Below are 22,658 nucleotides of genomic sequence, written 5' to 3' on the forward strand. Positions count from 1 at the left end.
CCACACCGATGTGAAGCTGCGTCAACCCTTGTTGGAAGGCTGCGTCAGCCCTTGTTGGCGCCGAGGGTGAGGCCGCCGACGAACTGCCGTTGGAGCAGGAAGTACACGGCCAGGACGGGTACGGCGGTGATCAGGGCGCCGGCGGCGATGAGGTTGGGGTCGGTGAAGTACTGCCCGGAGAGGTTGTTCAGTGCCGAGGTGATCGGCATGTTCTCGCCGGTGGAGATCAGTACGAGGGCCCAGAAGAAGTCGTTGTAGATCCAGATCGACAGCAGTGTCGCCAGGGCCGCCATCGCCGGCTTGCACAGCGGCAGGGTGATCTGCCAGTACAGCCGCCACACCGACGCGCCGTCGACCAGGGCCGCCTCGGTCAGCTCGTGGGGGAGCATCTTCATGTAGTTGCTCAGCACGAAGGCGCAGAACCCGGACTGGAACGCCACGTGGATGAGGACCAGGCCGAGGGCGGAGTCGTACAGCTTGCCGCTCATGGTGATGCCGGGCAGGTCGACGAGCAGGTACAGCCGGTACAGCGGGGTGATGATGACCTGCTGGGGGAGCAGGTTGCCGGCGGTGAAGACCAGCAGCAGGAACAGGTTGACGCGGAAGTCGAAGCGGCTGACGTAGAAGGCGACCATCGACGACAGGAACAGGGTCAGCAGTACCGCGGGCACGGCGATGACGAGCGTGTTGCCGAAGTAGTGCGTCATGTCCGACTGGGTGAAGGCGTTCGTGAAGTTCTCGAACGTCAGCGTGTCGGGCCAGGAGACGTAGCCCTTCTCGGAGGTCTCCGCGTAGGGGCGCAGGGCCGCGTACATCGCCCACAGCAGGGGGGCGAGCCAGGCCAGTGCCGCTCCGGCGAGGAAGAGGTGCAGCAGGATCCGGGCCGGGCGCACGGGGGTGCGTTTGGCCGTGAGGGCCGTGCTCATGCGCGCCGCTCCTTCCGGAAGGTGGCGATCAGGTACGGGATGATCACGGCGAGGGAGATCACCAGCAGGACCACGGCGATGGCGGAGCCGTATCCGATGCGGCTGGACTCGCCGATGATGTTGTTGGTGACCAGGATCGACAGCAGCTCGGTGCCTTCGGCGCCCTTGTTGAAGACGAAGACGAGGTCGAAGGCGCGCAGGGACTCGATGATGGTGACGACCAGGACGATGGTGTTGGTCGGGCGCAGGGTGGGGAAGACGACGTTCTTGAAGGTCTGCCACTCGTTGGCGCCGTCCAGGGCGGAGGCCTCGCGCAGTGCGGGGTCGACGCCCTTGAGGCCGGCGAGGTAGAGGATCATCATGTAGCCGGCGTGGCGCCAGGACGCGGCGATGAGGATGGCCCACAAATTGAGGTCCGGGTCGCCGATCCAGTCGATGTACTTGCCCGGTTCGTTGGCGCCGATCAGGCTGTTGATCAGGCCGGTGTCGGGGTTGTAGACGAGCTGCCACACGAAGCCGATGACGGCCATGGACAGCACCACGGGCAGGAAGAACGCCGTCTGGTAGACCCGGCTGAAACGGATCTTCTTGTCCAGCTGCACGGCCAGGAACAGGCCCAGCGGGGTCGGGATCAGGATCAGGACGACGAACCAGACGACGTTGTGCTCGACGGCCGGCCAGAACTGCGGGTTGTTGCTGAAGAGCTCCTTGAAGTTGTCCAGCCCGACCCACTTGATCGAGTCGAAGCCGATGCCGTCCCAGGTGGTGAAGGCCAGCGCGATGGAGGCGAGCGCCGTGACCCAGACAAGGGCCACATGCAGGATCGTCGGCAGCCCGGCCATCAGGCCGAGCGTGAGCCGGTCACGGCGGGTCAGCAGGCGCCTGTGGCCGGTCGCCACCCGCTTGTTGTCGGAGGTCGCGCCCGAAGGCGGCACGTCGGCCGCCTTCGAGGTCTGCGTGGGGGTATCTGTAGTCATGTGATCAGTTGGACGCGAAGATCGTCTTCTTCTGGCGCTCGATCGACGAGAGAATACTGTCGACCTGCTTGGGGTCACGGATGAACTTCTGCAGCGCGGGCTGCATCACCGTGGAGGTGAAGTCCGGACGGCTGTCGCGGTCCATGAACTGCGTCAGGCTCTTGGCACCCGAGATCATCTCGAACGCCTTCTTCTGCAGGGCGCTGTACGACGAGGTGTCGGCCTTGGTGGAGGCGGCGACGACGTTCGGGTCGGACTTGAGGTAGATCTCCTCGGCGGCCGGGGTGCCCAGGTACTCCAGCAGCTTCACCGCACCCTCGTGGTTCTTCTTCGCCTTGGAGAGCATGAAGCCATCGGTGGGCGCCTCGACCGTGTCCTGGCCGTACGCCGGGTCGATCTCCGGGAAGGCGAAGAAGTCGAGGTCCTCGCGGTCGGCGTCGTTGGTGAACTGCTGACCCACGAAGGTGCCCAGCAGGTACATACCGGCCTTCTTCGACGCCAGCGTCTGGGCGGCGTCCTGCCAGGTGCGGCCGACGGCGCCGTCCTGGTGGTAGGGCAGGATCTCGGTCCACAGGTCGAAGACCTTGCGCACCTTGGCGTCGGTCCAGGACGCCTTGCCGGCCATCAGCTCGACGTGGAAGTCGTAGCCGTTGGCGCGGAAGTTGATCTGGTCGAAGGTGCCCATCGCCGGCCAGGCGTCCTTGTCACCGAAGGCGATCGGGACGAGGTTGTCCTTCTTCATCTGCTTGCACAGAGCGACCAGCTGGTCCCAGGTGGTGGGGACTTCGTAGCCCTTCTCCTGGAAGACGCTCTTCCGGTAGAAGAGCGCCCAGGGGTACGTGTACAGCGGCACGAAGTAGTACTTGCCGTCCTCGCCCTTGCTGAGCTTCTTCATCGCGTCGGGGAAGTTGCCCTCGATGGTCTTCCACACGTCGTCGATCGGCGTGGCCAGGCCCTTCGCCGCGAAGAACTGCATGCGGTAACCGGCGAACCAGTGGAACACGTCGTCCGGCGTGCCCTGGAGGTAGGAGTTGATCTGCTCCTGGAAGGTGTTGTGGTCCTTGGTGTTGACGTCGACCTTGAGCCCGGACTCCTTGGCGAAGGCCGCGTAGATGTCGGCGAACGCCTTCTTCGGCACGGCGTCCGACGCGTTGGAGCCGACCGTGACGGTCTTCGGGTCGCTCCCCGTGCCACTGCCGCCGCAGGCGCTCAGCAGGGGGATCCCCGCGCCGAGTGCGGCGGCCCCGCCTATGCCGCGCAGCAGGGTGCGGCGGCTCGTTCCGGGCACGGCGAGACCAGAAGGTGTGAGATGCATGTACGGCTCCCTGGGGCAGGTCGTTCGGTCGTCAATGGCCCTCGTCGGTTACTGATCGAAAACGACCAGAAACCAACTCGACCGAACACGTTGGCCGCAATAACAGCTCTATGTCCTGTCATGAGTCAAGGGTTCATGTCCGCCTTTGTTGAAATGTAACCAGGGTGTGTCGAAAGAGGGCGCTCCGCTTGGGGGCCGTCACGAGTGGGCCGGGGTGGTCGAGGCTACCGGGCGGTCGGGGGTGGGTGAGGGCACGAGCGCGGGAGAGCTCGGGGGTTGGGTTGTCTGGCGGCTGCGGGTGAGTGGGGGCTGGTCTCGCCTCCGCGGCGGAGCCGCATATCGATAGAGCCCCGCGCCCCTTCATGGCGCGCTAAGGTGCGCCTCTCTCTGAGAGCGATCGTATGTGTGTGCGACAGCGAAGCGGTCCTCCGCGGGCCCTTCGCGGCGATGTGCGGTCGGTCCTCCTGGACCTTCGCTCCCCTTCTCTCACCTGGATCCATACGCGGACCTCCGTGCCACCCAGGACCGAGGAGCCTATGCGGACGTCGCCGCCCGTCGACTCGGCCAGGCGGCGGACTATGTCCAGGCCCAGGCCCGTCGAGCCGGGGGTGCCGGAGCCTCGGCCTCGGGCCATGGCGGTCTCGGGATCGGGGATGCCGGGGCCGGCGTCGGAGACGAGGACGATCACCGCGTCATCGGTGTCGTGGACGTCGACGGCGAAGGCGGTGCCCTCCGACGTGTGCCGGAAGACGTTGCCCAGGAGTGCGTCGAGCGCTGCGGCGAGGTCGGCCCGGGCGACCGGTATGCGAACCGGTCGCTCCACCCCGGCCACCCGCCACGTGCGGCCCTCGTCCTCCGCGAGCGCCGACCAGAACGCCATCCGCTCCCGGACCACCTCCGCCACGTCGCACCCCGTGCCCGGTCCCGCCGCAGCGGTCTGCGGCCTGGCCTCCCGCGCCGTACGGATGATCGTGTCCACCTCCCGCTCCAGTTGCTCCACCGCGGCCCGCGTCTGCTCGGCGGTCGGCCCGTCGCCGAGCGAGGCCGCGTTGAGCCGCAACACGGTCAGCGGGGTCCGCAGACGGTGCGACAGATCGGCCGCCAACTCCCGTTCGTTCGCCAGCAGCTGCACCACCTGGTCGGCCATCGCGTTGAACGCCACCGCCGCCAGCCGCAGTTCCTTCGGCCCCTCCTCCGGTACGCGTGCGCCCAGCTGTCCCTCCCCCAGTTCATGTGCGCTCTCGACCAGCCGCTGGACGGGCCGCACCATCCGCGCCCCCAGCCGGTCGGCCACCGCGACCGAGCCGACGATCAGCGCGACGCCCACCCCTGCGAGCACCGCCCACGCCGTGGTCACGCCATTGCTGACCTCGGCCTCCGGCACATACACCTCGACGACCGCTATCGCCCCGGAGCTGAGCGCGGTGGGCTGGAGCAGCGTGGACCCACCCGGCACCTCCGTGGTGGACGCCCGCCCGAGCCTGCGCACGGTGGCGATGTCCTCGTCGGTGGCCCGCTGTCGGCCGAGGTCGATCGCGGCGACCCCGGCACCCTCGGCCGGTACGTGCACCGCGATGCCCTCGTCCGAGCCCGCGGAGGCGACGACCCGCTCCAACTGTTCCCGGTCGGTGGTGATCGACAGCGCCGGAGCGATCGCCGCCGCCTCCCGCTCGGCGTTGGAGAAGGCACGGTCACGAGCCATCTCCTTGACGACCAGGCCCAGCGGAACGGCGAAGGCGACCACGACCATCGTCGTCACCGCCACACACACCTTGACCAGCGCCCACCTCATGGCCCCGCCCCCGGTGGCTCCAGCTTCACGCCGACTCCCCGCAGCGTGTGCAGATAGCGGGGCTTCGCCGCCGTCTCCCCCAACTTCCGCCGCAGCCAGGACAGATGGACGTCTATGGTCTGGTCGTCCCCGTACGACTGGTGCCAGACCTCGGCGAGCAGTTCCCTGCGCGGGACGACGACACCGGGCCGCCCGGCGAGGAACGCGAGCAGGTCGAACTCGCGCCGGGTGAGGTCGAGTCGTACACCGTCCAGGTCGGCCCGGCGGCGCAGTGGGTCTATGGACAGACCGCCGACCCGGATGACCGTGGACGGGGGTGCCTGCCCGGCGAAGCTCCTGGAGCGGCGCAGTACGGCGGCCATCCGCGCGGACAGGTGCTCGACCGAGAACGGCTTGGTCAAGTAGTCGTCCGCGCCCGCGTTCAGCAGCCGTACGATCTCCGACTCGTCGTCCCGCGCGGTCGCCACTATCACCGGCACCTCGGTGATACCGCGCAGCATCTTCAACGCCTCCGAGCCGTCCAGATCGGGCAGCCCGAGGTCGAGGATCACCACGTCGAAGCGGTGATGCGCGACCTCGCGCAGCGCCTCCAGGGCCGTACCGACGCTGCGCACGGTGTGTGCGGCGTCCGTCAGATGCCTGATCAGCGCCGAGCGTACGAACTGGTCGTCCTCGACCACGAGCACACTTGCCATGCGTCGCACCGTACGCGATGTCGAGCAGGCCGGTCGGGGCCTGTGGACAACTCGCGGACAGGCCCTGTGGACAAGTCCGTGCACGGGACTTCCCACCACACTCGTGGGGCTCGTGGGGCAGTATGGCCGCGATGCGCAGGGGACTCCTTCACGTACTGGCCTGGCTGCTCGCCACGGGCGCGGCGGTCACGTTGTCGTGGTGGGGCGTCCACACGGTGCTGGCCGGCACCGCCTACGACCCGCCCCGTGCCCTGCCCATCACGGCCTCTCCGACCCCCTCGGCTCCCTCCAAGTCGGCGAAGCCGAGCCCCGGTCCCACCCCCGGCGCCCCTGTCGACTCCGACGCCCCCGGCGACTCCGCCGACTCCGGCGACTCCGCCGACTCCGGCGAGGTCAAGAGTTACGACACCGAGGGCGGCCGGGTCGTCTTCTCGCTCAGCGACACCTACGCGACCCTCGTCTCGGCCACGCCCGGCTCGGGTTGGTCGATGCGGGTGTGGAAGACGGAGACATGGATCCGCGTCGAGTTCGCCGTCGGCGCGGACCGTGTGACGGTGTTCTGCACCTGGCACGACAGCGCGCCGAGGGTGGACGTGCAGAACTACTGAGCCGGGCCGGCTTCAGCGGAACGCCGACGGTGGTGGTGCCGGTGAGGCGACGGCCGCCGCGTCCGTCACCGGTACCGCGCCGCCCGTGAAGTCGGTCAGGGCCCTGCCGTGTTCGACCCGGCCGGGATGCGGGTCGGAGGCGGCGCGGCGGGTCAGTTCGGCGACGGGCAGTGGCTGGTCGGAGGCGACGAGGACGGCGTTGCCGAAGCGTTTGCCCCGCAGCACGGTCGGATCGGCGACCAGCGCCAACTCCGGGAAGACGACGGCCGCGGTGGCGATCTGGCCGCGCAGATGGGCGAGCGGGGGGCCGTCGGCGAGGTTGGCGGTGTAGAAACCGCCGGGCTTCACCACCCGTCGTACGTCGGTGAGGAATTCGGTCGACGTCAGATGCGCCGGGGTGCGCGCCGCGCTGAACACATCCGCGATCACCAGATCCGCCCATCCGTCCGGCACCTTGGCGAGCCCGTCCCGCGCGTCCGCCGACCGCACCCGTATCCGCGCGTTCGGATCCAACGGCAGCTCACGGCGGACCAGTTGGACGAGCGCCGCGTCGCGTTCGACGACCTGCTGAGTGGACCGGGGGCGGGTGGCGGCGACGTACCGGGCGAGGGTGAGGGCACCGCCGCCGAGGTGGACGGCGTGCACGGGGCGGCCGGGTGGGGCGACGAGGTCGATGACATGGCCGAGGCGTCGTTGGTACTCGAAGGAGAGGTACGACGGGTCGTCGAGGTCGACGTGGGACTGGGGGGCGCCGTCGATGAGGAGGGTCCAGGCGCGGGGGCGGTCGCGGTCGGGGAGCAGTTCGGCGAGGCCTCCGTCGACCGGCTCGACGACGGACTCGGCCGCCGTGTCGCGCCGCGTCCGCCCCTTTTTCGACCTGCCCATTCAGCCATTATCGGAGGTGGGCGAGGGTGCCGCTTCAGGAGGGGCCCATCTCTGACGGGCACCCGGCGGCTGTGGCTGTGCGGCGTGGCTGCTCGTAGCCATGCCGCCGCGCTATGTGCAGTTGTCGGCCGCCTCGATCAGGCGTGCCGCCTCGTCCAGCGCTGCCCGAAGCGCCGCCGGGTCGGTGGCGAGGTCCGCCTCGCCCGGGGGCAGCAGCCAGTCCGCGCCGTCGGTCGGGGCCAGGACGGCGCCCCGGCCGTCGCTCTGCGTGCATGTGCTGCCCGGAACGTCCCAGGCGTCAGCCGTACCCGGGGGGACGAGGAAGCCGAGGGTGTCGCACGTGTCGTCATGCAGCACGGGCCCCACGGTCATGAGGGGCCCGACCGTCTCGACGGCACCACGACGGAGGATGTCGACGGCCTCCAGCCCCTGACGGGCGGGGACGGTCACGAGGTCACACTCTCGGGGTTCGACGTTCTTCATCCGGGCCTCCCACACGTACAAGCCCCTCCTCCGGCAAGCGGGTCGGGAGTTCGGGCGCTCCCGGTCCATGTTGCCCAACGCGTCAGCGCGTCAACGGCTACGGCGGAACTGCGCCGCAAAGGATGGCAGTTCATGGCAGATCAAGGATGAGATATCCGGTTTGTAGCCAAACCTCGCGTCGAGGCACCGATGGGGCCGGTACGTTCTTGCCCCGCCGGACACAGCGGAATCAACCATGCGTCACGCACTCAATTCCCACTGATCTCCATGGAATCCGGCACGGTTCGACGGTTCGCGAGAGAGGGCCCGGCCATGGCGTCGTCATCGGTGACCTCATTCCCGTCCCCCCGGCCGCAGCGGCCGAACCTCGTCTTCCGGCAGTTGCGCGGGCAACGTTCGCCGGGCGAGTTCGCCGCCGCGGTGCGGCGGGCCGCGCGTGAGATCGGCGAGCGGGTCAGCTGTGACGCTCGATACGTCGGGAGGGTCGAGGCGGGCGAGATCCGCTGTCCCAACTACGCGTACGAGCGGGTGTTCCTGCATATGTTCCCCGGCCGGACACTCACCGACCTGGGGTTTGCGCCCCGCGCAGAGGTACGCGGTCGGGGGGCGCGCCAAGCCGACGAGGCGCCCTCCCCTCGCACCGAGAGCCGCTCGCACTCCCCACACGGGGCGAAGGGTGAGACGGAAGGGGCGTACGAGCCGTATGACACCAAAGAGACGTACGACATGCAGGACCCGCAGGGCGACACGGGTTATGTGCGCGGTCGGCGGGACACGCACCACACGTACCAGAACCACGAGGAGAGCGACGTGCAGCGTCGCGCATTCATGACCGGGGGTACCGCCGCGGTGGCGGCGGCCTCCTTCGGCCCCTTCGCCCTCGGCGGGGTGGCCACGGCCGCCGGCCGTCCCGTCCACCGGGCGGGTACGGCGGAGGCGGGCGCCCTCGAAGCGGCCGTACGCAAGATCCGGCTGCTCGACGACCGGCACGGGGCGGACGGTCTATACCGCAGGGCCTCGGCACCGCTGCGGGCGGCGTACGCGCTGCTCGACGCGGGCACCACCCGGCAGTCCACCGCCGACCGGCTGTACGCGGGCGCGGGTGAACTGGCCATCTCCGTGGGCTGGTTGGCCCACGATTCGGGGCGTTTCGACGACGCCCGCTCGCACTACGCGGAGGCGCTGGCCACGGCCCGGATGTCGGGGGACCCGGGCCTGGAGGCGCACGCGTTCTGCAACACGGCGTTCCTGGCGCGGGACGCGGGGCGGCCACGGGAGGCCGTACGGGCGGCGCAGGCCGCGCAGCGGGTCGCCCGGCCGCTCGGTTCGGCACGTCTGATGTCGCTGCTGGCGCTGCGGGAGGCGGGCGGCTGGGCGGGGCTCGCCGATCGCACCGGGTGCGAGCAGGCGCTGGCCCGGGCGCAGGCGCTGTACGCGCGCGGGGCCTCTGACGCCGACCCCGAGTGGATGAGCTTCTACGGGGAGGCCGAGCTGGAGGGGCTTGAGGCGCAGTGCTGGTCCACGCTCGGGGACTGGCGCCGGGCCGCGCGGCATGCGCGGCAGGCCGCCGGGCTGCAGAATCCGCACTTCACTCGGAACATCGCGCTGTACACCGCCGAGCTTGCGGATGATCTGGCGCGCGGGGGGCGGCCGGACGAGGCCGCGGCGGCCGGCATGCGGGTGCTCGACCTTCTGGACGAGGTCCAGTCGTCCCGGGTTCAGCAGATGCTGGCGGGGACCGCGCGGGTGTTGCTGCCGCATCGCCGGGCTGCGGGCGTGTCGGCGTTTCTGGAACGGCACGCGGGGGTTGCGCGTACCGCGTAGATGCCCAGTTCGCCCCGGCCGTCCCAGCTGCGGGCAGTCGTGCCGCTGGGGCGATGGGGGAGGGTGGGCGCAGCGGCACCCTGTACGTGCCGGTAAGCGAAACCCACCCCCTGCCACAGCCGCCGGGCACCGATCGACGACAGCTAGCCGGGCAGGTGGCCCGTGTCGTTCCAGGACTCGACTGCCGGGGCTCCGTAGGCCCAGCCCAGTGTCGACAGGGACGTCGGGTTGAGGCGCACCTTCGCCGCGAAGGCGATGTCGAGGTCCAGCCAGCGCGCGGCTATGGCGCGCAGTATGTGGCCGTGGGCGAAGACGAGGACGTCGCGGTCGGTGGAGCGGGCCCAGGCGACGACCTCGTCCGCGCGGGCCGTCAGCTGTTGCAGGGTCTCCCCTTCGGGGACGCCGTCGCGCCACATGAGCCAGCCCGGGCGGATGGCGTGGATGTCGGCCGGGGTGAGGCCTTCGTACGCCCCGTAGTCGACCTCCATGAGCGTGTCCCAAGGGGTGGCGCGGTCGCCGAAGCCGGCCAGTTCGCATGTCTCACGCGCGCGTGAGAGGGGACTCGTACGGACCTCGACACCGGGAAGCCCGTCCAGGGGTGCCCGGTGAAGGCGCTCGCCGAGCAGCTTGGCGCCGCGTCGGCCCTCTTCGAGGAGAGGGATGTCCGTCCTGCCGGTGTGCTTCCCGAGCCGGGACCATTCCGTCTGTCCGTGTCGGGCCAGCAGGATGCGCGGTGCCATGGAGGACCTTTCCGGGAGCCTTCTGCGAGAAGGGAGAAAAACCGAGGCGGATGTGTCCATCATCGCTCACAGTGTCGTAGGGCAACCCGGGGGGCGATCTCTGCGTCTTGGACAGCGTCCTGCACAACCAACACACGATGAATGACGCGCAGACGGGGGAGGACGATCGGATGCCGCCGCAGACCGAGGCGACCGATGCACCGGTTACGACGACGACCGGCGCACCGGTTACCGAGGAGGCGGCGCCGAGCACGCGCCTCCGCTGGTGGACCGAGCTGCCGCTGATCCTGCTGGTGTACGGGGCGTACTCGGCCGGCCGGCTGCTCGCGCGGGGCGACACGGCGAGCGCCGTGGACCACGGTCTGGCGATCCTGCGTGTCGAGAAGGCCCTGTGGCTGAACGCCGAGCATCCGCTGAACCGGCTGTTCACCCGTGAACCCTGGATCGGGATACCCGCCGACTTCTGGTACGCGTCACTGCACTACCTGGTCACCCCCGCGCTCCTGGTGTGGCTGTTCCGGTCCCGCGCCGTGCGCTACCGGGCGGCCCGCACCTGGCTGATGACCTCCACCTTCATCGGGCTCATCGGCTTCACCCTGTTCCCCACCTGCCCGCCCCGGCTCCTCAATCCGTCGCACGGTTTCGTCGACACCATGGCCCACTACAGCGCCTGGGGTTGGTGGGGCGGCGAGGCCAGCGCGCCCCGGGGGCTGGGCGGTATGACGAACCAGTACGCGGCGATGCCGAGCCTGCATGTGGGCTGGTCGCTGTGGTGCGGTGTGATCCTGTGGCGTTTCGGCGGCGGGTCGCGCCTGGTGAGGGCCGCCGCCGTGGCGTATCCGCTGATCACCACGATCGTGGTGATGGGCACCGCGAACCACTACTTCCTCGACGCGGTCGCGGGCGCCGCGGTGATGGGCGTCGGTCTGCTGCTGGCGCCGGTGGTGACGCGGATCGTGGACCAGAGCCGGGTCGCGCTCGGCCTCGGGGTCGTGGCCGCCGACCGGTTCGACGGCAAGGGCGGAGACCGGGGCGACGGCGGTGTGGGCGCCACGGTCGACGGCGGTGGCCGACGACGCGTCAAGGAGCGGGCACCGGAACCCGTCACGCCGGAGCCTGCCACTGGGGGGTCCGTCCCGGCGGAGCCCACCGCCACAACGCCCGTCAGGGCAGAGCCCGCCGCTACAACACCCGCCCCAGCGGAGCCCTCTGCCGTGGCGCCCGCCGCTACGACGCCCGCCTTGACGGAATCCGCCGCTACGACGCCCGTCGCGGCGGGCCCCGTCGCTGTCGGCGCGGGGGTCTCTCGGGGCTCGGTTTCCCCAATTGTCAGTGGTGGGTGCCAGACTTCCCCGGGTGAGCGAATTCCACGGCAGCGGATCACCGGAACCGAGCCGGGTGCCGCCCCCTCGGCAGCAGGGGACGGCGCTGCGGCAGCGGCTCGCTGAGCTGCGCGGACCCGAGGTCCCACCCAAGGCGCTGGACGCGCGCGCCCTCGCCGCGCTCGCGGCCAACCCCGGCTGCGAGCGACGTGCGCTGCTCGACGGCGCCGGGGTGAACAAGGCGGTGCTTGCGGACGCGCTGGGCTCGCCCTCCGCCTTCGGTCAGTCCCAGTTCGCCTTCATGCGCGGCAACGCCTTCGAGGCGCGCGTCAAGGCGGACGGCGGCGCGGAGTTGCTGCGTCTGGTGCACGAGAAGCTGGACCCGGGAGCCGAGCCGCCGGTCAAGGCCGCGGTCCCCGACCTCACCGCCGTCGGCCCCCAGGGCCGCACCGCCCGTACGGCGTTGGCGCTCCGCGAGGCCACGGACGCCGACGGCTGGGCGCTGCTCGACCACCCCATGCTGGCGCTGGACGTCGCGGGCTCCCCCGCCTTCCTGGAGCCGGACGCGGTGGTGGTGCACCCGGACGGCTCCTGGACCGTCGTCGAGATCAAGTCCTTCCCCATGCTGGACGGTTCGGCGGACCCCGCGAAGGTCGGCGCGGCGGCCCGCCAAGCCGCCGTGTACGTGCTGGCGCTGGAGGAGGTCGCCGTCCGGCTGGCTCCGGCGCCCGAGGTGCGCCACCGGGTGCTGCTGGTGTGTCCCAAGGACTTCACCAACCTGCCGACGGCCGCCGCGGTGGACGTCCGTAAACAACGGGCGGTCACGCGCCGCCAGTTGACCCGGCTCACCCGTATCGAGGAGATCGCGGACTCCCTGCCCGAGGGCACCTGCTTCGCTCCGGAGCTGCCCCGGGACGAGCTGACGGCCGCCGTCGAGTCCCTCTCCGCCACCTACGCCCCCGAGTGCCTCGCCGCCTGCGAGCTGGCCTTCCACTGCCGGGGCCGCTCCCGCGCGGAGGGTGCCGTGACGTCCCTGGGGCGTGCCGCGCGGGCCGAGTTGGGTGGCCTCACCACCGTCGACGACGTACTGGCGGCGGCCCATGGCACGACCGGCGACCCGGACGATCCGACGGTGGCGGCACTGAGGAGGGCGGCGGAGCTGCGGGCCGAGGCGCTGGGCACGGTGTCCGTAGGAGGTCAGGCATGTCGCTGATGTCGACTCTCGCCCGGCTGGAAGCCGTGCAGACGGGCCGTGCCCAGCTCGCCGCCACGGTCCGGCACCGGCATCTCTCCGAGCGCCCGCTCGTCTTCGTGCCGCTGACCACCGCCGGTGAGGCCGGGGCCCCGCTCGGAGCGCTCGTCGGGACCGATCGGGACGCGCCACGGCTGCTGGTGGTGCCGCAGCCACGGGACCGTGATCTGCGGTTCGCGTTCCTGGCGGAGCTCGCGGACATCGTGCTGCCGTACGTGGACTCGTACGCCGATGTCGTGGAGGCCGCCGAGCGCAACGAGACGGACCCGGAGACCGGCAAGCGGATCAAGGTCGAGGTCGAACTGTGCGCGGACGCGCCGCAGTTGATCGTGCCGAGCCGGACGGGCATCGACTTCGTACGGCTCCTCGGGCGCTCCATGCGGTTCCGGCGGACCGCCGAGCAGGATCCGGAGGCGCCGCATCCGGCGCCTCCGCGCGTGCCGTTGCTGGGGCGGTGGCTCACGCACTTCGGGGAGCGGGCGCGGGTGCCGGGCTCCTCGCTGCTGCTCGCCCTCACCGACCTGCTGTCACGGCACTGGGCGACCGGGCAGTCCGGCGTCGAGGACCAGCATCTGGGGTCGCTGCTCGCCTGGATCGACCCCCCGGAGGGGCGGTCGGGCGAGGAGGCGGCGCGCCGGGCCGAGCTGGCGCGGGACGCCGAGGGCCAGTTGCTGTGCCCGCCCGCCGGGCCCGCCACCGACCCGGCGTTCGACAACAAGCTGCTGGCCCCGGCGATCGAGCGGTACGACCGGGCGCGACTCGCCCTGGCCGCCGCCGAGGACGGTCTGGAGGCCGACGACCGGTTCGGCGCGCTCACCGCCGCCGAGCGGGAGATCCGCGCCCTGGTCGAGAGTCGCACCCGGCCCACCTGGGACGCGGTCTGGCACGGCCTCGATCTGCTGCGTCGAGAGCTGCCGGAAGAGGGCGCCCATGTGGCCGACCGATGGACCCGCGACCGCTGGTCCTTCACCGGCCACCGGGACCGGATCCTCGCCGGGGAGCCCCCGCAGCCGCGCCTCGACGACGCGGTCACCGCCGCGAACAAGCTGGCCGCGCGCGAGCGGGAGCAGGCCCGGCTCGACGCCCAGGAGGCCCTGGACGACCCGCTCGTCATGGCCGGGCGGCGGCTGGCCGGGGAGGCCTTCGCCGGTGAGGTCGTCGACGTGGTCATGGCGTACAGCGAGGGCAAGCGGCCCAGCCCACGGCCCCTGGTCACCGTACGGACGCAGGACCGGCCGCATCTCGGGGAGCGCGCGAAGGTGTACCGGTCCCTGGGTGGCAAGCCGCAGGCCGCCGAGTTCGTGGGGTACGAGGGGTATGAGGGTGTCGACGAACCCGGGGATGGTGGGGGCAGCCGTCAGGACTCGGTGTTCGTCGTGTTGCGCGTGCTGGACAAGATGGGGCGGGGGAAGGAGCCGGAGACGGGGTCCGTCCCCGAGAAGGGGGATCTCCTCTGCTTCACTCTCTTCGAGCACGACCAGCGGGGCGGGGCGAAGCTGCCCGACCCCGAGGAGACGCCGTGGACGCACGGCGGGCCGCCGGGTGAGCCCGACGCCGTACCGCTGCCGGACCCGGTGACCGAGGAGGACGTTCTTTGACCGCCGAGGCCGTACTCGACCCGGGGGCCGCCGCCGGCCGCGCCACCGAAGCGATCCTGCGCGACACATTGCACGGCGACGCGCGTGGCGTCGTCGTCGACTCGCCACCGGGTGCCGGGAAGTCGACCCTCGTCGTCCGCGCCGCGCTCGAACTCGCCTCCGCGGGGCGCCCGCTGATGATCATCGCGCAGACGAACGCGCAGGTCGACGACCTGGTGATCCGGCTCGCGGAGAAGGACCCGGACCTTCCGGTCGGCCGGCTGCACAGCAGCGACAGCGACCCGTACGACAAGGCGCTGGACGGTCTGCCGAACGTGCGGAAGTCGACGAAAGCGGCCGATCTGGCGGGGATGGACGTCGTGATCTCCACGGCGGCCAAGTGGGCGCACGTCAAGGGCGTCGAGCCGTGGCGGCACGCGATCGTCGACGAGGCGTACCAGATGCGGTCGGACGCGCTGCTGGCCGTGGCGGGGCTGTTCGAGCGGGCGCTGTTCGTGGGTGACCCCGGGCAGCTGGATCCGTTCGCGATCGTGGGCAGTGAGCAGTGGGCGGGGCTGTCGTACGACCCGTCGGCCTCGGCGGTGACGACGCTGCTGGCCCACAACCCCGAGCTGCCCCAGCACCGGCTGCCGGTGTCGTGGCGGCTCCCGGCGTCGGCGGCGCCGCTCGTCTCCGACGCGTTCTATCCGTTCACGCCGTTCCGGAGCGGGACGGGGCACGGGGACCGGCAGCTGGCCTTCGGGGTGCCGTCGGACGGTTCCGGGCCCGACCGGGTCATCGACGAGGCGGCCGAGTCGGGGTGGGGGTTGCTGGAGCTGCCGGCGCGGCACACGCCCCGCACCGATCCCGAGGCGGTACGGGCGGTCGCGCAGGTCGTACGGCGACTGCTCGACCGGGGTGGGGTGGCGACGTCCGAGCGGGCCGAGGAGCCGGCGCCGCTGACCGCCGACCGGATCGCCGTCGGTACGGCGCACCGGGACCAGGCCGCGGCGGTGCGCTCCGCGCTGGCCGAGCTGGGGGTGGCCGATGTGGTGGTGGACACGGCGAACCGGCTCCAGGGGCGGGAGTACGACGTCACGGTGGTCCTTCACCCGCTCTCCGGGCGACCGGACGCGACGGCGTTCCACCTGGAGACCGGGCGGCTGTGCGTGCTCGCCTCCCGGCATCGGCACGCCTGCATCGTCGTATGCCGGGCAGGGGTGACCGAACTCCTCGACGACCATCCGTCCACCGAGCCGGTCCAGCTGGGGGTGACCGTCAAGTTCCCGGACGGGTGGGAGGCGAACCACGCGGTGCTGGCGGAGCTGGGGGAGCATCGGGTGGTCTGGCATCCCTGACCACCACTCCGACGCCTGACCGGCAGGCGATCAGGACGGCTCCGCCCCATCCGCCGGACGAAGTCCGGCACGCCGCCGGAGGCGGCCGATGGTTACAGCCCCGACGGATGGGAGGCGAACCACGCGGAGCCGGCGGAGCATCGGGTGGTTTGGCGGCCGTAGGGGGGTCGGGGTGGGCCTGGCGGTCGGTCCGTATGTCCCGTGTGGGGGGTCGTGCCCTCGGCTTGATGCCTACTTGCGCGGTCACGCGACAATGGACGGTGGCCCTCCTGTTGGGGTGCCCACGGGGACAGGCCCCCTGAACCGTCGTACGAGGAGGAAAGACATGGCGGAGCCCACGCCGCGTCGGCACGAACCGCGGCTACGCCCCGCGCCCCTGCTCTTCGAGCCGGCGGAGGCGGCCGGTGATCCCGAGCACTTCTTCGATCTGGAGTCGATCGATGATCCGCGGGCGTTGCTGGCGCGGTCGACGGAGTTGACGCAGGCGTTTCGGGCGGCGGCGGACCGCGCCGTTGAGTTCCAGGCGATCGCGGCGGCTCAGCTTGCGGATCCTCGGCGGTTTGATCGGTTGACCGCGGCGGATATCGCGGAGCGGGCCGAGTGGACCGAGGACTATGCGAAGAAGATGGTCGAGTTCGGGCGGGATCTGCTTCAGGGGCGGGATTCCAGTGGGCCGGAGGCCATCTGAGGGGTGGGCCTGGGCTGTGCGTCGGGCGCCCGGTGGCTGTGGCCGAGCTCGGGGTGGTTTCGCTTCCCGGCGCTCGCAGGGTGCCGCTGCGCCCACTCTCCCCCATCGCCCCAGCTGCACGGCTGCCCGCAGCCAGGACAGCGAGCGCTAGCCGCGGCGTCCGGTGCCGCTGCTCGGGCGGGCAGCCGGCTCGGCGGCGCGACTGGTCTCAGCCAGGTACGGGTACGTCGGCGTGTGGCTGCTCGTGGTCAGGTGGGCTGCCATGGCCGCCTCCACCGTGGCGGGGCGTCGAAACAGCCGTTGGCATATGCGGTGCGGCAAGGTACCGCACTTGCTTCTCCTCTGTATCGAGTTCTCGCAACCCTGGGGGACCGGGCCGTCACGGACGGTAGATCTGGGGGTATGAGCGGTGGGCGTGGGGCAGGCAGGTATCGCGGGGACCGGGTCGAGGGTGTGGAGGGCACTGCTGAGGGGGCGGCTTGGCTTGCCTCGGCAGGAACGTATCCGCGGGGTGCCTCGGCGGGGCCGCTGATGGTGGCCTGTGGGGCCGTGTTCGATGTCGTCAGCGCTCCCGTGGTGTTCGGGCGGCGGATGCTCGATCGGTTGTGGGACGAGGGGCCCGGGGCCGGGCCGGTCGCCGTCTGCCGCGGGCGCATGCTGCTGTTCGCCTCGGCCGGTACCGCCCAGCGGCTGCCCGCCCTGCTGGAGTGGGAGGAGTGGGGCTCCCCCGGTCGCACCGGCGCCGTCCCGCCCCTTCTCTGCCATGGCACCGGCGACACCGTCACCGTCCCGGCCGTGACCGGCGTCCGCAACAGCGACAGCGACAGCGGCAGCGGCAAAAGCAGCAGCTCAGGCGGTGTCGGTGGCTCGCCCGGGTGCCGGTGGCTCGTCGCTCCCGACACACGCCGGCCTTGGCTTCCGGGGCCCGAAGTTCTGCTCTGGGCGGCCGTTCGAGCGGCCCGGGCTCGTGCCTCCACGACCCTGCGGATATCGATTTTTCCTCCCGCCGATCAGGGTGCTAAGGTCTACGACGTCAGCAGGCGCCGCTAGCTCAGTTGGTTAGAGCAGCTGACTCTTAATCAGCGGGTCCGGGGTTCGAGTCCCTGGCGGCGCACGGCACGAAGAAGCCCCTCGCGAAAGCGAGGGGCTTCTTCGTTCTCCCGATCCCGATCACTGCTTCCCCGCCCGCCGCCCCCTACCCGGCCACCCCACGCCCCCCTCCCCACCTCACCTCCCCGTCGCAATCCTCACCGTCCACCCCCCGGACGGCGTGCGCCCCTCCACCGTCACCCGCACCCCCTCCCCCGGCACCGTGAAGCTCTCGCCCACCCCCACCGGGGCGTCCGCGAGCGGGGGGTAGACCGAGTCCTCCCAGCAGGACTCGGTGTGCGGGTGGGCGTCGAGGACCTCGATGGGGCCGCCGCCGGACTCGGCGGCGCTGCGGACGCGGTAGACGAGGACGCCCTGGGTGCAGACGGAGTGGTCGTTGCCGACCGCGCCCCGTGCCTCGATCCCGAGGGCGCTGTCGGGACCGGTCCGGACGACCGCCAGCTTCGTACCCCGGCCGGCCCCGAAGGCCTCCGCCCCGGCCGACACCTCCCCCCACTCCCGGCCCACATCTCCGACCCAGCTCCTACGGACACCCCCGTCTCCAGCACCCTCGACCCCACCCAACCCCCCGTCCCCACCCATCGGCCCCGCCCCCACCGCCTCCAGCGTCAGGCGCGTGCTCCCCGCTCCCCGTACGCACGCCACCTGGCGCTGTTCCAGCCAGCCCAGCTTCCACTTGTGCCAGGCGAACAAGTCCGGGGCCAGGGCGAACTGGCTGCCCATGAGGTCCCAGTCGCCGACGTGGGTGTCCCAGTCGCCCTTGCCGTCGGTGGGGCGGTGGTAGAGGTCGGGCAGGTCGAAGACATGGCCGGTCTCGTGGGCGAGGACGAGGCGGTCCGGCGGGTGTTTCTCGAACACGGTGACGACGCGGTGGAGAGCCGCGCCGTCGACCTCCAGCGGTGTTTCAAGGTTCACTACCTTCGTCGCGTCCGAGTCGACACCGGGCGCGTGCGGGTCGGCGATGAAGTAGACGATGTCGTAGCGGGAGAAGTCGATGTGCGGGTCGGCGGCTGCGAGGGCGTCCTTCAGATAGGCGGTCCGGTCCGCGGCGCTCCAGTCGCGCTGTATCGCGTACGCCGTCGACGGCCGGGGCATCCGCAGCCATTCGCGGCGCGGATGCGGACGGAGCGCGAACTTGCCGTACGACGCCTGTTCGAAGAAGCGGCTGGTGGCCGGGAAGTGATCGGCGGTCAGTTCGGCCGGTGTGGTCAGCGGGGCCGCGTCCGGGAAGGAGAGAAACACGAGGACGGCGTCGAGCGCGTGGGTGGGGCGGGGATATGCGGTGTTCCAGGTGTCGAGGCCCTCCGAGTGATGGGCGGGGGTCCGTCGCAGCGCGCACGGTTCGGACAGGGGTACGGCGACGGAGGGCGCCGTGATCAGGGAGGTCGCGGCGAGCGCGGTCAGGGAGGTGAGCATGGCCGCCGTACTGCGCAGATCGGGTGCCCGGCCGCCGAGGAGCCCCTGTCGGAGAGGCCCCTTCCCGAGGAACGGACGCTGCACGGAGACCTCCCGGATGCGGATCTTGGGGACACCGCATCCAGGTTTTCGGAATTAGTAGTACTTCGCCCTGTTTGTCTGCCCCAGATGAGTGACAGGCGGTCCGATGGTCGACAGGAGCCGACACCCCGGGTACTCACGGAACGTCACAAGCGGTCCACCGCATGGAGAAGCTGTTCAGCTCGGGGCAGAAACGATCTGTCAGATCGGGTCGTTGTTCAGGGAGACTGGAGAGTGGCTAGAAGGCCCTGGGGCCAGCCTCTATGATCGGCACACTTTCCTGCACAGACACGGCTTGAGCGCCCTTACATACTTTGTTCGGCCGCTCCGACGACACAAACGAGATCCGTACGAACACGAGTGCACTGCGGGAGCGAACGGTGAGCGGAACGTCCCAAGGGCCGACGCCCGCGCCAGACCTCGTCCGGTCGGCGATTACAGAGCGTCACGTCAATGGTTCGGATCAGTCGCCGGTTCCTTCGGCTCAGCCTCCGGTTCAGACATCGGTTCAAATGCCGGTGGTTTCCACCCCGGATGACGCCGACAGCTCCGTCACCACGGACTTTTCCGAAGCACCCGCCGCTCCCGCCGTCCCCGCCGCCTTCTCCGCCGCGCCGCTCGCCATGGCCGTCGTGGACCGGGAGGGGCGGATCGTCGCCGCCAACGAGGCGCTGGGAACGCTGCTCGGGACCGGGGCGGAGGCATTGGTCGGGCGGGTCGCCGCCGAGTTGGTGGATCTGCCCTCGGACACCCGTACCTGGCACGCGTATCACGAGGTGCTGCGCGGGCGACAGGCTCTGCTGCGCTGTACACGACGACTCAAACAGGCGGGCGGGGCCTCGTTGTGGGTCCAGGTGTCGGTGGCTCCGCTGCCCGAGGAGGAGCGGGCGGTCCTCCTTTCCGTCACCGACGTCAGCGCAAACCGGCAACTTCAAGCCAGGCTCCACCACTTGCAGATGTACGACCCGGTGACCAGGCTCCCCAACCGCACCCTCTTCTTCGAACGCCTCGCCGCCGCCCTGGAGCGGGACGCGTACGACGGGGCCGGCACCGGGCGGATCGGCCTGGTCTATCTGGACCTGGACGGGTTCAAGGCGGTCAACGACACCCTCGGCCATGCCGTCGGCGACCGACTGCTCGCGGCCGTGGCCGAGCGGCTCACCCGGTGCGCCGAGGCGGCGGGGCACACTCGGACCGGCGCCCTGCCCGGCACCTCCACCGGCGTCCCGCTGGTGGCCAGACTCGGCGGCGACGAGTTCGCCCTGCTCGTCGAGGGCTCCACCGGCACCGAGCAACTCGCCGACCTGGCCGAGTCCGTGCTCAAGACCCTCCAGGCCCCCTTCGACCTGTCCGGGCAGCGGCTCTCCGTCTCCGCCTCGATCGGCGTCGTCGAACGGCAGGCCGCGAGCACGACCGCCACCGGGCTGATGCAGGCCGCCGATACGACGCTGTACTGGGCGAAGGCCGACGGCAAGTCCCGCTGGACGCTGTTCGACCCGGAGCGCAACGCCCACCGGATGACCCGTCAGGCCCTGTCCTCCACCCTGCGGGCGGCCGTCGGACGGGGCGAGTTCGTCCTGGAGTACCAGCCGCTGGTGGGCATGGCCGACGGTGAGGTGCGCGGGGTCGAGGCACTGGTGCGCTGGCACCATCCGCAGTTCGGCGTATTGGCGCCGAATCGGTTCATCTCACTGGCCGAGGAGGACGGTTCGATCGTCCAGCTCGGCCGGTGGATTCTGGCAACCGCCTGCCGCCAGGCCCGCCGCTGGCAGCTCGACCACCCCGAGCGGGCGCCGATCTTCGTCAGCGTGAACGTCGCCGTACGCCAGGTCTGGGACTCCGACCTCGTCGCCGACGTCGCCGAGATCCTCTCGGAGACCGGACTCGCCCCGCACCTCCTCCAGCTCGAACTCACCGAGTCGGCCCTCATGGGCTCGGCCGGCCGGCCGTTGCAGGCCCTCAAGGCCCTCAGCGACATGGGCGTACGCATCGCCATCGACGACTTCGGCACGGGGTACTCCAACCTGGCGTACCTGAGCCGACTGCCGGTGTCGGTGCTGAAGCTGGACGGGGCGTTCGTACGCGGGTTCCAGTACGAGAACCGGCAGGGTGGCGGGGCCGCGATGGGGGCCGGGGCGAGTGGGGATGTGCGGACGGGTGGGGAGGTGCGGGCGAGTGCGGCTACGGGTGTGACCGCCGGTGCCGGTGTGACCGCCGACGCGGAGGGGGACGACAACGGTCAGCCCAGCCCCGCCGACGAGATCATCGTCGAGGCGCTGGTCCAGCTCGCCCATCGGCTGGGGCTGACCGTCACCGCGGAGGGCGTGGAGACCGACGCCCAGGCCTCCCGGCTGCGTCGGCTCGGGTGCGACACCGGGCAGGGGTGGCTGTACTCCCGCGCGGTGTCACCGGAGCGGATCGCGGAGCTGCTGGGGACGGCGGCCTGCCCTCAGGCCTGACGGGCGGTTCCCGGGGAGTCGGCGGCCGGTGCGCCCTCGTGGTCGGGGGCGCGCGGCAAGTCGTAGGCGTCCGCGATCAGTTCGTACGAGCGCAGGCGCAGGTCCGGGCTGTGGGCGTGGGTGGTGAGCATCAACTCGTCGGCTCCGGTGCGCTTCTGGAGGTCGTCGAGGCGGGTGCGGACCTCGTCGACGGTGCCGTGGACGACGTCCGCGTTCCAGGAGTCGATGAAGTCCTGTTCGACGACGCTGAATTCGTACGCCTCCGCCTCCTCCGGGGTCGGGACGAGACCGGGACGGCCGGTGCGCAGCCGGACCATGTTCAGGGCGGCTGCCCTGACCTGGCGGCGGGCGTCCTTCTCGTCGTCCGCGGCGAGGGCCGAGACGGCGATCAGGGCGTACGGGGCGTCGAGGACCGCGGAGGGGCGGAACGAGTCGCGGTACAGGTCGAGCGCCGGGATCGTGTTCCGCGCCGAGAAGTGATGGGCGAAGGCGAACGGGAGGCCGAGGGTGCCGGCCAGGCGGGCGCTGAAGCCGGAGGAACCGAGGAGCCAGATCGGGGGGCGGTGCGGGGACTGTACGCCGCCGGGTGAGGTGCCCTGGACGGGGCCCGGGACCGCGTGGATACGGCGGTAGGGGTGGCCGTCGGGGAAGTCGTCGTCCAGGAACCGGGTGAGTTCGACCAGTTGGGCCGGGAAGTCGTCGGCGCCCTCGTGGAGGTTGTCCGTACAGCGGAGGGCGGCTGCGGTGGGGCCGTCGGTGCCGGGGGCTCGGCCGAGGCCCAGGTCGATTCGGCCGGGGGCCATCGCTTCGAGCGTGCCGAACTGCTCCGCGATGACCAGGGGTGCGTGGTTGGGCAGCATCACGCCGCCCGAGCCGAGGCGGATGCGGGTGGTGTGGGCGGCCAGGTGGGCGAGGATCACCGCGGGAGAGGAGGAGGCCACGCCCGGCATGGAGTGGTGTTCGGCCACCCAGAAGCGGTGGAATCCGCGGCGTTCGGTGAGGCGGGCCAGGGTGGCGCTGGTGCGGAGGGCGTCTGTGGCTGTGCGGCCGGCGCCTACTGTGACCAGGTCCAGGACGGAGAGGGGAGCGGGGGCGGTGCCCTTGGCTTCGCCTCGTATCTCGTCTGTGGTCGCGGTCACGGTGCCTCCTG

The 22,658-nt window shown here is 71.0% G+C and carries 19 protein-coding genes and 1 tRNA gene; 10 read left to right on the forward strand and 10 right to left on the reverse strand.

The window, feature by feature from the left end:
• Positions 1–44 precede the first annotated feature (44 nt).
• From STRIP9103_RS04990 to STRIP9103_RS05010, 5 genes are all read right to left on the reverse strand, one after another.
• Positions 45–926, reverse strand: coding sequence for a carbohydrate ABC transporter permease (locus tag STRIP9103_RS04990; RefSeq protein WP_009299416.1), 882 nt, complete (start codon positions 924–926; stop codon positions 45–47).
• Positions 923–1,903 carry a carbohydrate ABC transporter permease gene (locus STRIP9103_RS04995; protein WP_048819715.1) on the reverse strand — a complete coding sequence of 327 codons (981 nt, stop codon included), beginning with the start codon at positions 1,901–1,903 and terminating at the stop codon, positions 923–925. Before STRIP9103_RS04995 ends, STRIP9103_RS04990 begins: the two co-directional genes overlap by 4 nt.
• Before the next feature lie 4 nt (positions 1,904–1,907).
• Positions 1,908–3,218, reverse strand: a complete 1,311-nt coding sequence (locus STRIP9103_RS05000) for an ABC transporter substrate-binding protein (protein ID WP_009299384.1) — start codon at positions 3,216–3,218, stop codon at positions 1,908–1,910.
• 370 nt (positions 3,219–3,588) lie between these two features.
• A complete protein-coding gene (locus STRIP9103_RS05005) occupies positions 3,589–5,010 on the reverse strand; it encodes a sensor histidine kinase (RefSeq protein ID WP_048819716.1) in 1,422 nt (473 codons plus the stop codon).
• Complete coding sequence (locus STRIP9103_RS05010; RefSeq protein ID WP_048819717.1) at positions 5,007–5,705, reverse strand: response regulator transcription factor; 699 nt, start codon at positions 5,703–5,705, stop codon at positions 5,007–5,009. Before STRIP9103_RS05010 ends, STRIP9103_RS05005 begins: the two co-directional genes overlap by 4 nt.
• A 122-nt stretch (positions 5,706–5,827) precedes the next feature.
• On the opposite strand from STRIP9103_RS05010, the gene STRIP9103_RS05015 reads away from it, so the two are divergent.
• Entirely contained in the window at positions 5,828–6,313 is a 486-nt protein-coding gene (locus STRIP9103_RS05015) for a hypothetical protein (protein ID WP_009299393.1), read from the forward strand.
• A gap of 12 nt (positions 6,314–6,325) precedes the next feature.
• Here the strand turns inward: STRIP9103_RS05015 and STRIP9103_RS05020 are convergent, their stop codons facing one another.
• Both STRIP9103_RS05020 and STRIP9103_RS05025 read right to left on the reverse strand, forming a co-directional pair.
• A complete protein-coding gene (locus STRIP9103_RS05020) occupies positions 6,326–7,198 on the reverse strand; it encodes a spermidine synthase (protein ID WP_009299399.1) in 873 nt (290 codons plus the stop codon).
• A gap of 111 nt (positions 7,199–7,309) precedes the next feature.
• Entirely contained in the window at positions 7,310–7,681 is a 372-nt protein-coding gene (locus tag STRIP9103_RS05025; protein ID WP_048819721.1) for a hypothetical protein, read from the reverse strand.
• A gap of 312 nt (positions 7,682–7,993) precedes the next feature.
• On the opposite strand from STRIP9103_RS05025, the gene STRIP9103_RS05030 reads away from it, so the two are divergent.
• Positions 7,994–9,505 (forward strand): hypothetical protein, encoded by a 1,512-nt coding sequence (locus STRIP9103_RS05030; RefSeq protein WP_009299376.1) that lies wholly within the window; start codon positions 7,994–7,996, stop codon positions 9,503–9,505.
• Positions 9,506–9,648: 143 nt separating this feature from the next.
• On the opposite strand, the gene STRIP9103_RS05035 is transcribed toward STRIP9103_RS05030, so the two are convergent.
• Positions 9,649–10,245, reverse strand: a complete 597-nt coding sequence (locus STRIP9103_RS05035) for a histidine phosphatase family protein (RefSeq protein WP_009299381.1) — start codon at positions 10,243–10,245, stop codon at positions 9,649–9,651.
• A gap of 170 nt (positions 10,246–10,415) precedes the next feature.
• On the opposite strand from STRIP9103_RS05035, the gene STRIP9103_RS51235 reads away from it, so the two are divergent.
• The 7 genes from STRIP9103_RS51235 (at position 10,416) to STRIP9103_RS05065 (ending at position 17,556) form a co-directional block, all read left to right on the forward strand.
• Positions 10,416–11,693, forward strand: coding sequence for a phosphatase PAP2 family protein (locus tag STRIP9103_RS51235; RefSeq protein ID WP_009299400.1), 1,278 nt, complete (start codon positions 10,416–10,418; stop codon positions 11,691–11,693).
• A complete protein-coding gene (locus tag STRIP9103_RS05045; protein ID WP_009299397.1) occupies positions 11,644–12,780 on the forward strand; it encodes a hypothetical protein in 1,137 nt (378 codons plus the stop codon). The genes STRIP9103_RS51235 and STRIP9103_RS05045 overlap by 50 nt, the downstream gene beginning before the upstream one ends.
• Complete coding sequence (locus tag STRIP9103_RS05050) at positions 12,771–14,417, forward strand: hypothetical protein (protein ID WP_009299378.1); 1,647 nt, start codon at positions 12,771–12,773, stop codon at positions 14,415–14,417. The genes STRIP9103_RS05045 and STRIP9103_RS05050 overlap by 10 nt, the downstream gene beginning before the upstream one ends.
• Positions 14,414–15,754: an AAA domain-containing protein gene (locus STRIP9103_RS05055; protein ID WP_009299396.1), complete on the forward strand. Its 1,341-nt coding sequence runs from the start codon at positions 14,414–14,416 to the stop codon at positions 15,752–15,754. The genes STRIP9103_RS05050 and STRIP9103_RS05055 overlap by 4 nt, the downstream gene beginning before the upstream one ends.
• A gap of 325 nt (positions 15,755–16,079) precedes the next feature.
• Positions 16,080–16,442, forward strand: a complete 363-nt coding sequence (locus STRIP9103_RS05060) for a hypothetical protein (protein WP_009299392.1) — start codon at positions 16,080–16,082, stop codon at positions 16,440–16,442.
• 402 nt (positions 16,443–16,844) lie between these two features.
• A complete protein-coding gene (locus STRIP9103_RS45445; RefSeq protein WP_063747265.1) occupies positions 16,845–17,492 on the forward strand; it encodes a hypothetical protein in 648 nt (215 codons plus the stop codon).
• Positions 17,483–17,556, forward strand: a tRNA-Lys gene (locus tag STRIP9103_RS05065). Before STRIP9103_RS45445 ends, STRIP9103_RS05065 begins: the two co-directional genes overlap by 10 nt.
• A 113-nt stretch (positions 17,557–17,669) precedes the next feature.
• On the opposite strand, the gene STRIP9103_RS05070 is transcribed toward STRIP9103_RS05065, so the two are convergent.
• Positions 17,670–19,052, reverse strand: coding sequence for a M6 family metalloprotease domain-containing protein (locus STRIP9103_RS05070; RefSeq protein ID WP_009299414.1), 1,383 nt, complete (start codon positions 19,050–19,052; stop codon positions 17,670–17,672).
• A 377-nt stretch (positions 19,053–19,429) separates the two neighbouring features.
• Between STRIP9103_RS05070 and STRIP9103_RS05075 the strand changes: the two genes are divergently transcribed.
• Positions 19,430–21,508, forward strand: coding sequence for a putative bifunctional diguanylate cyclase/phosphodiesterase (locus STRIP9103_RS05075; RefSeq protein ID WP_199790511.1), 2,079 nt, complete (start codon positions 19,430–19,432; stop codon positions 21,506–21,508).
• On the opposite strand, the gene STRIP9103_RS05080 is transcribed toward STRIP9103_RS05075, so the two are convergent.
• Complete coding sequence (locus tag STRIP9103_RS05080) at positions 21,499–22,647, reverse strand: LLM class flavin-dependent oxidoreductase (protein ID WP_009299403.1); 1,149 nt, start codon at positions 22,645–22,647, stop codon at positions 21,499–21,501. The genes STRIP9103_RS05075 and STRIP9103_RS05080 overlap by 10 nt on opposite strands.
• Between the last annotated feature and the right edge of the window lie 11 nt (positions 22,648–22,658).

The organism is Streptomyces ipomoeae 91-03 (assembly GCF_000317595.1).
GTDB lineage: Bacteria > Actinomycetota > Actinomycetes > Streptomycetales > Streptomycetaceae > Streptomyces > Streptomyces ipomoeae.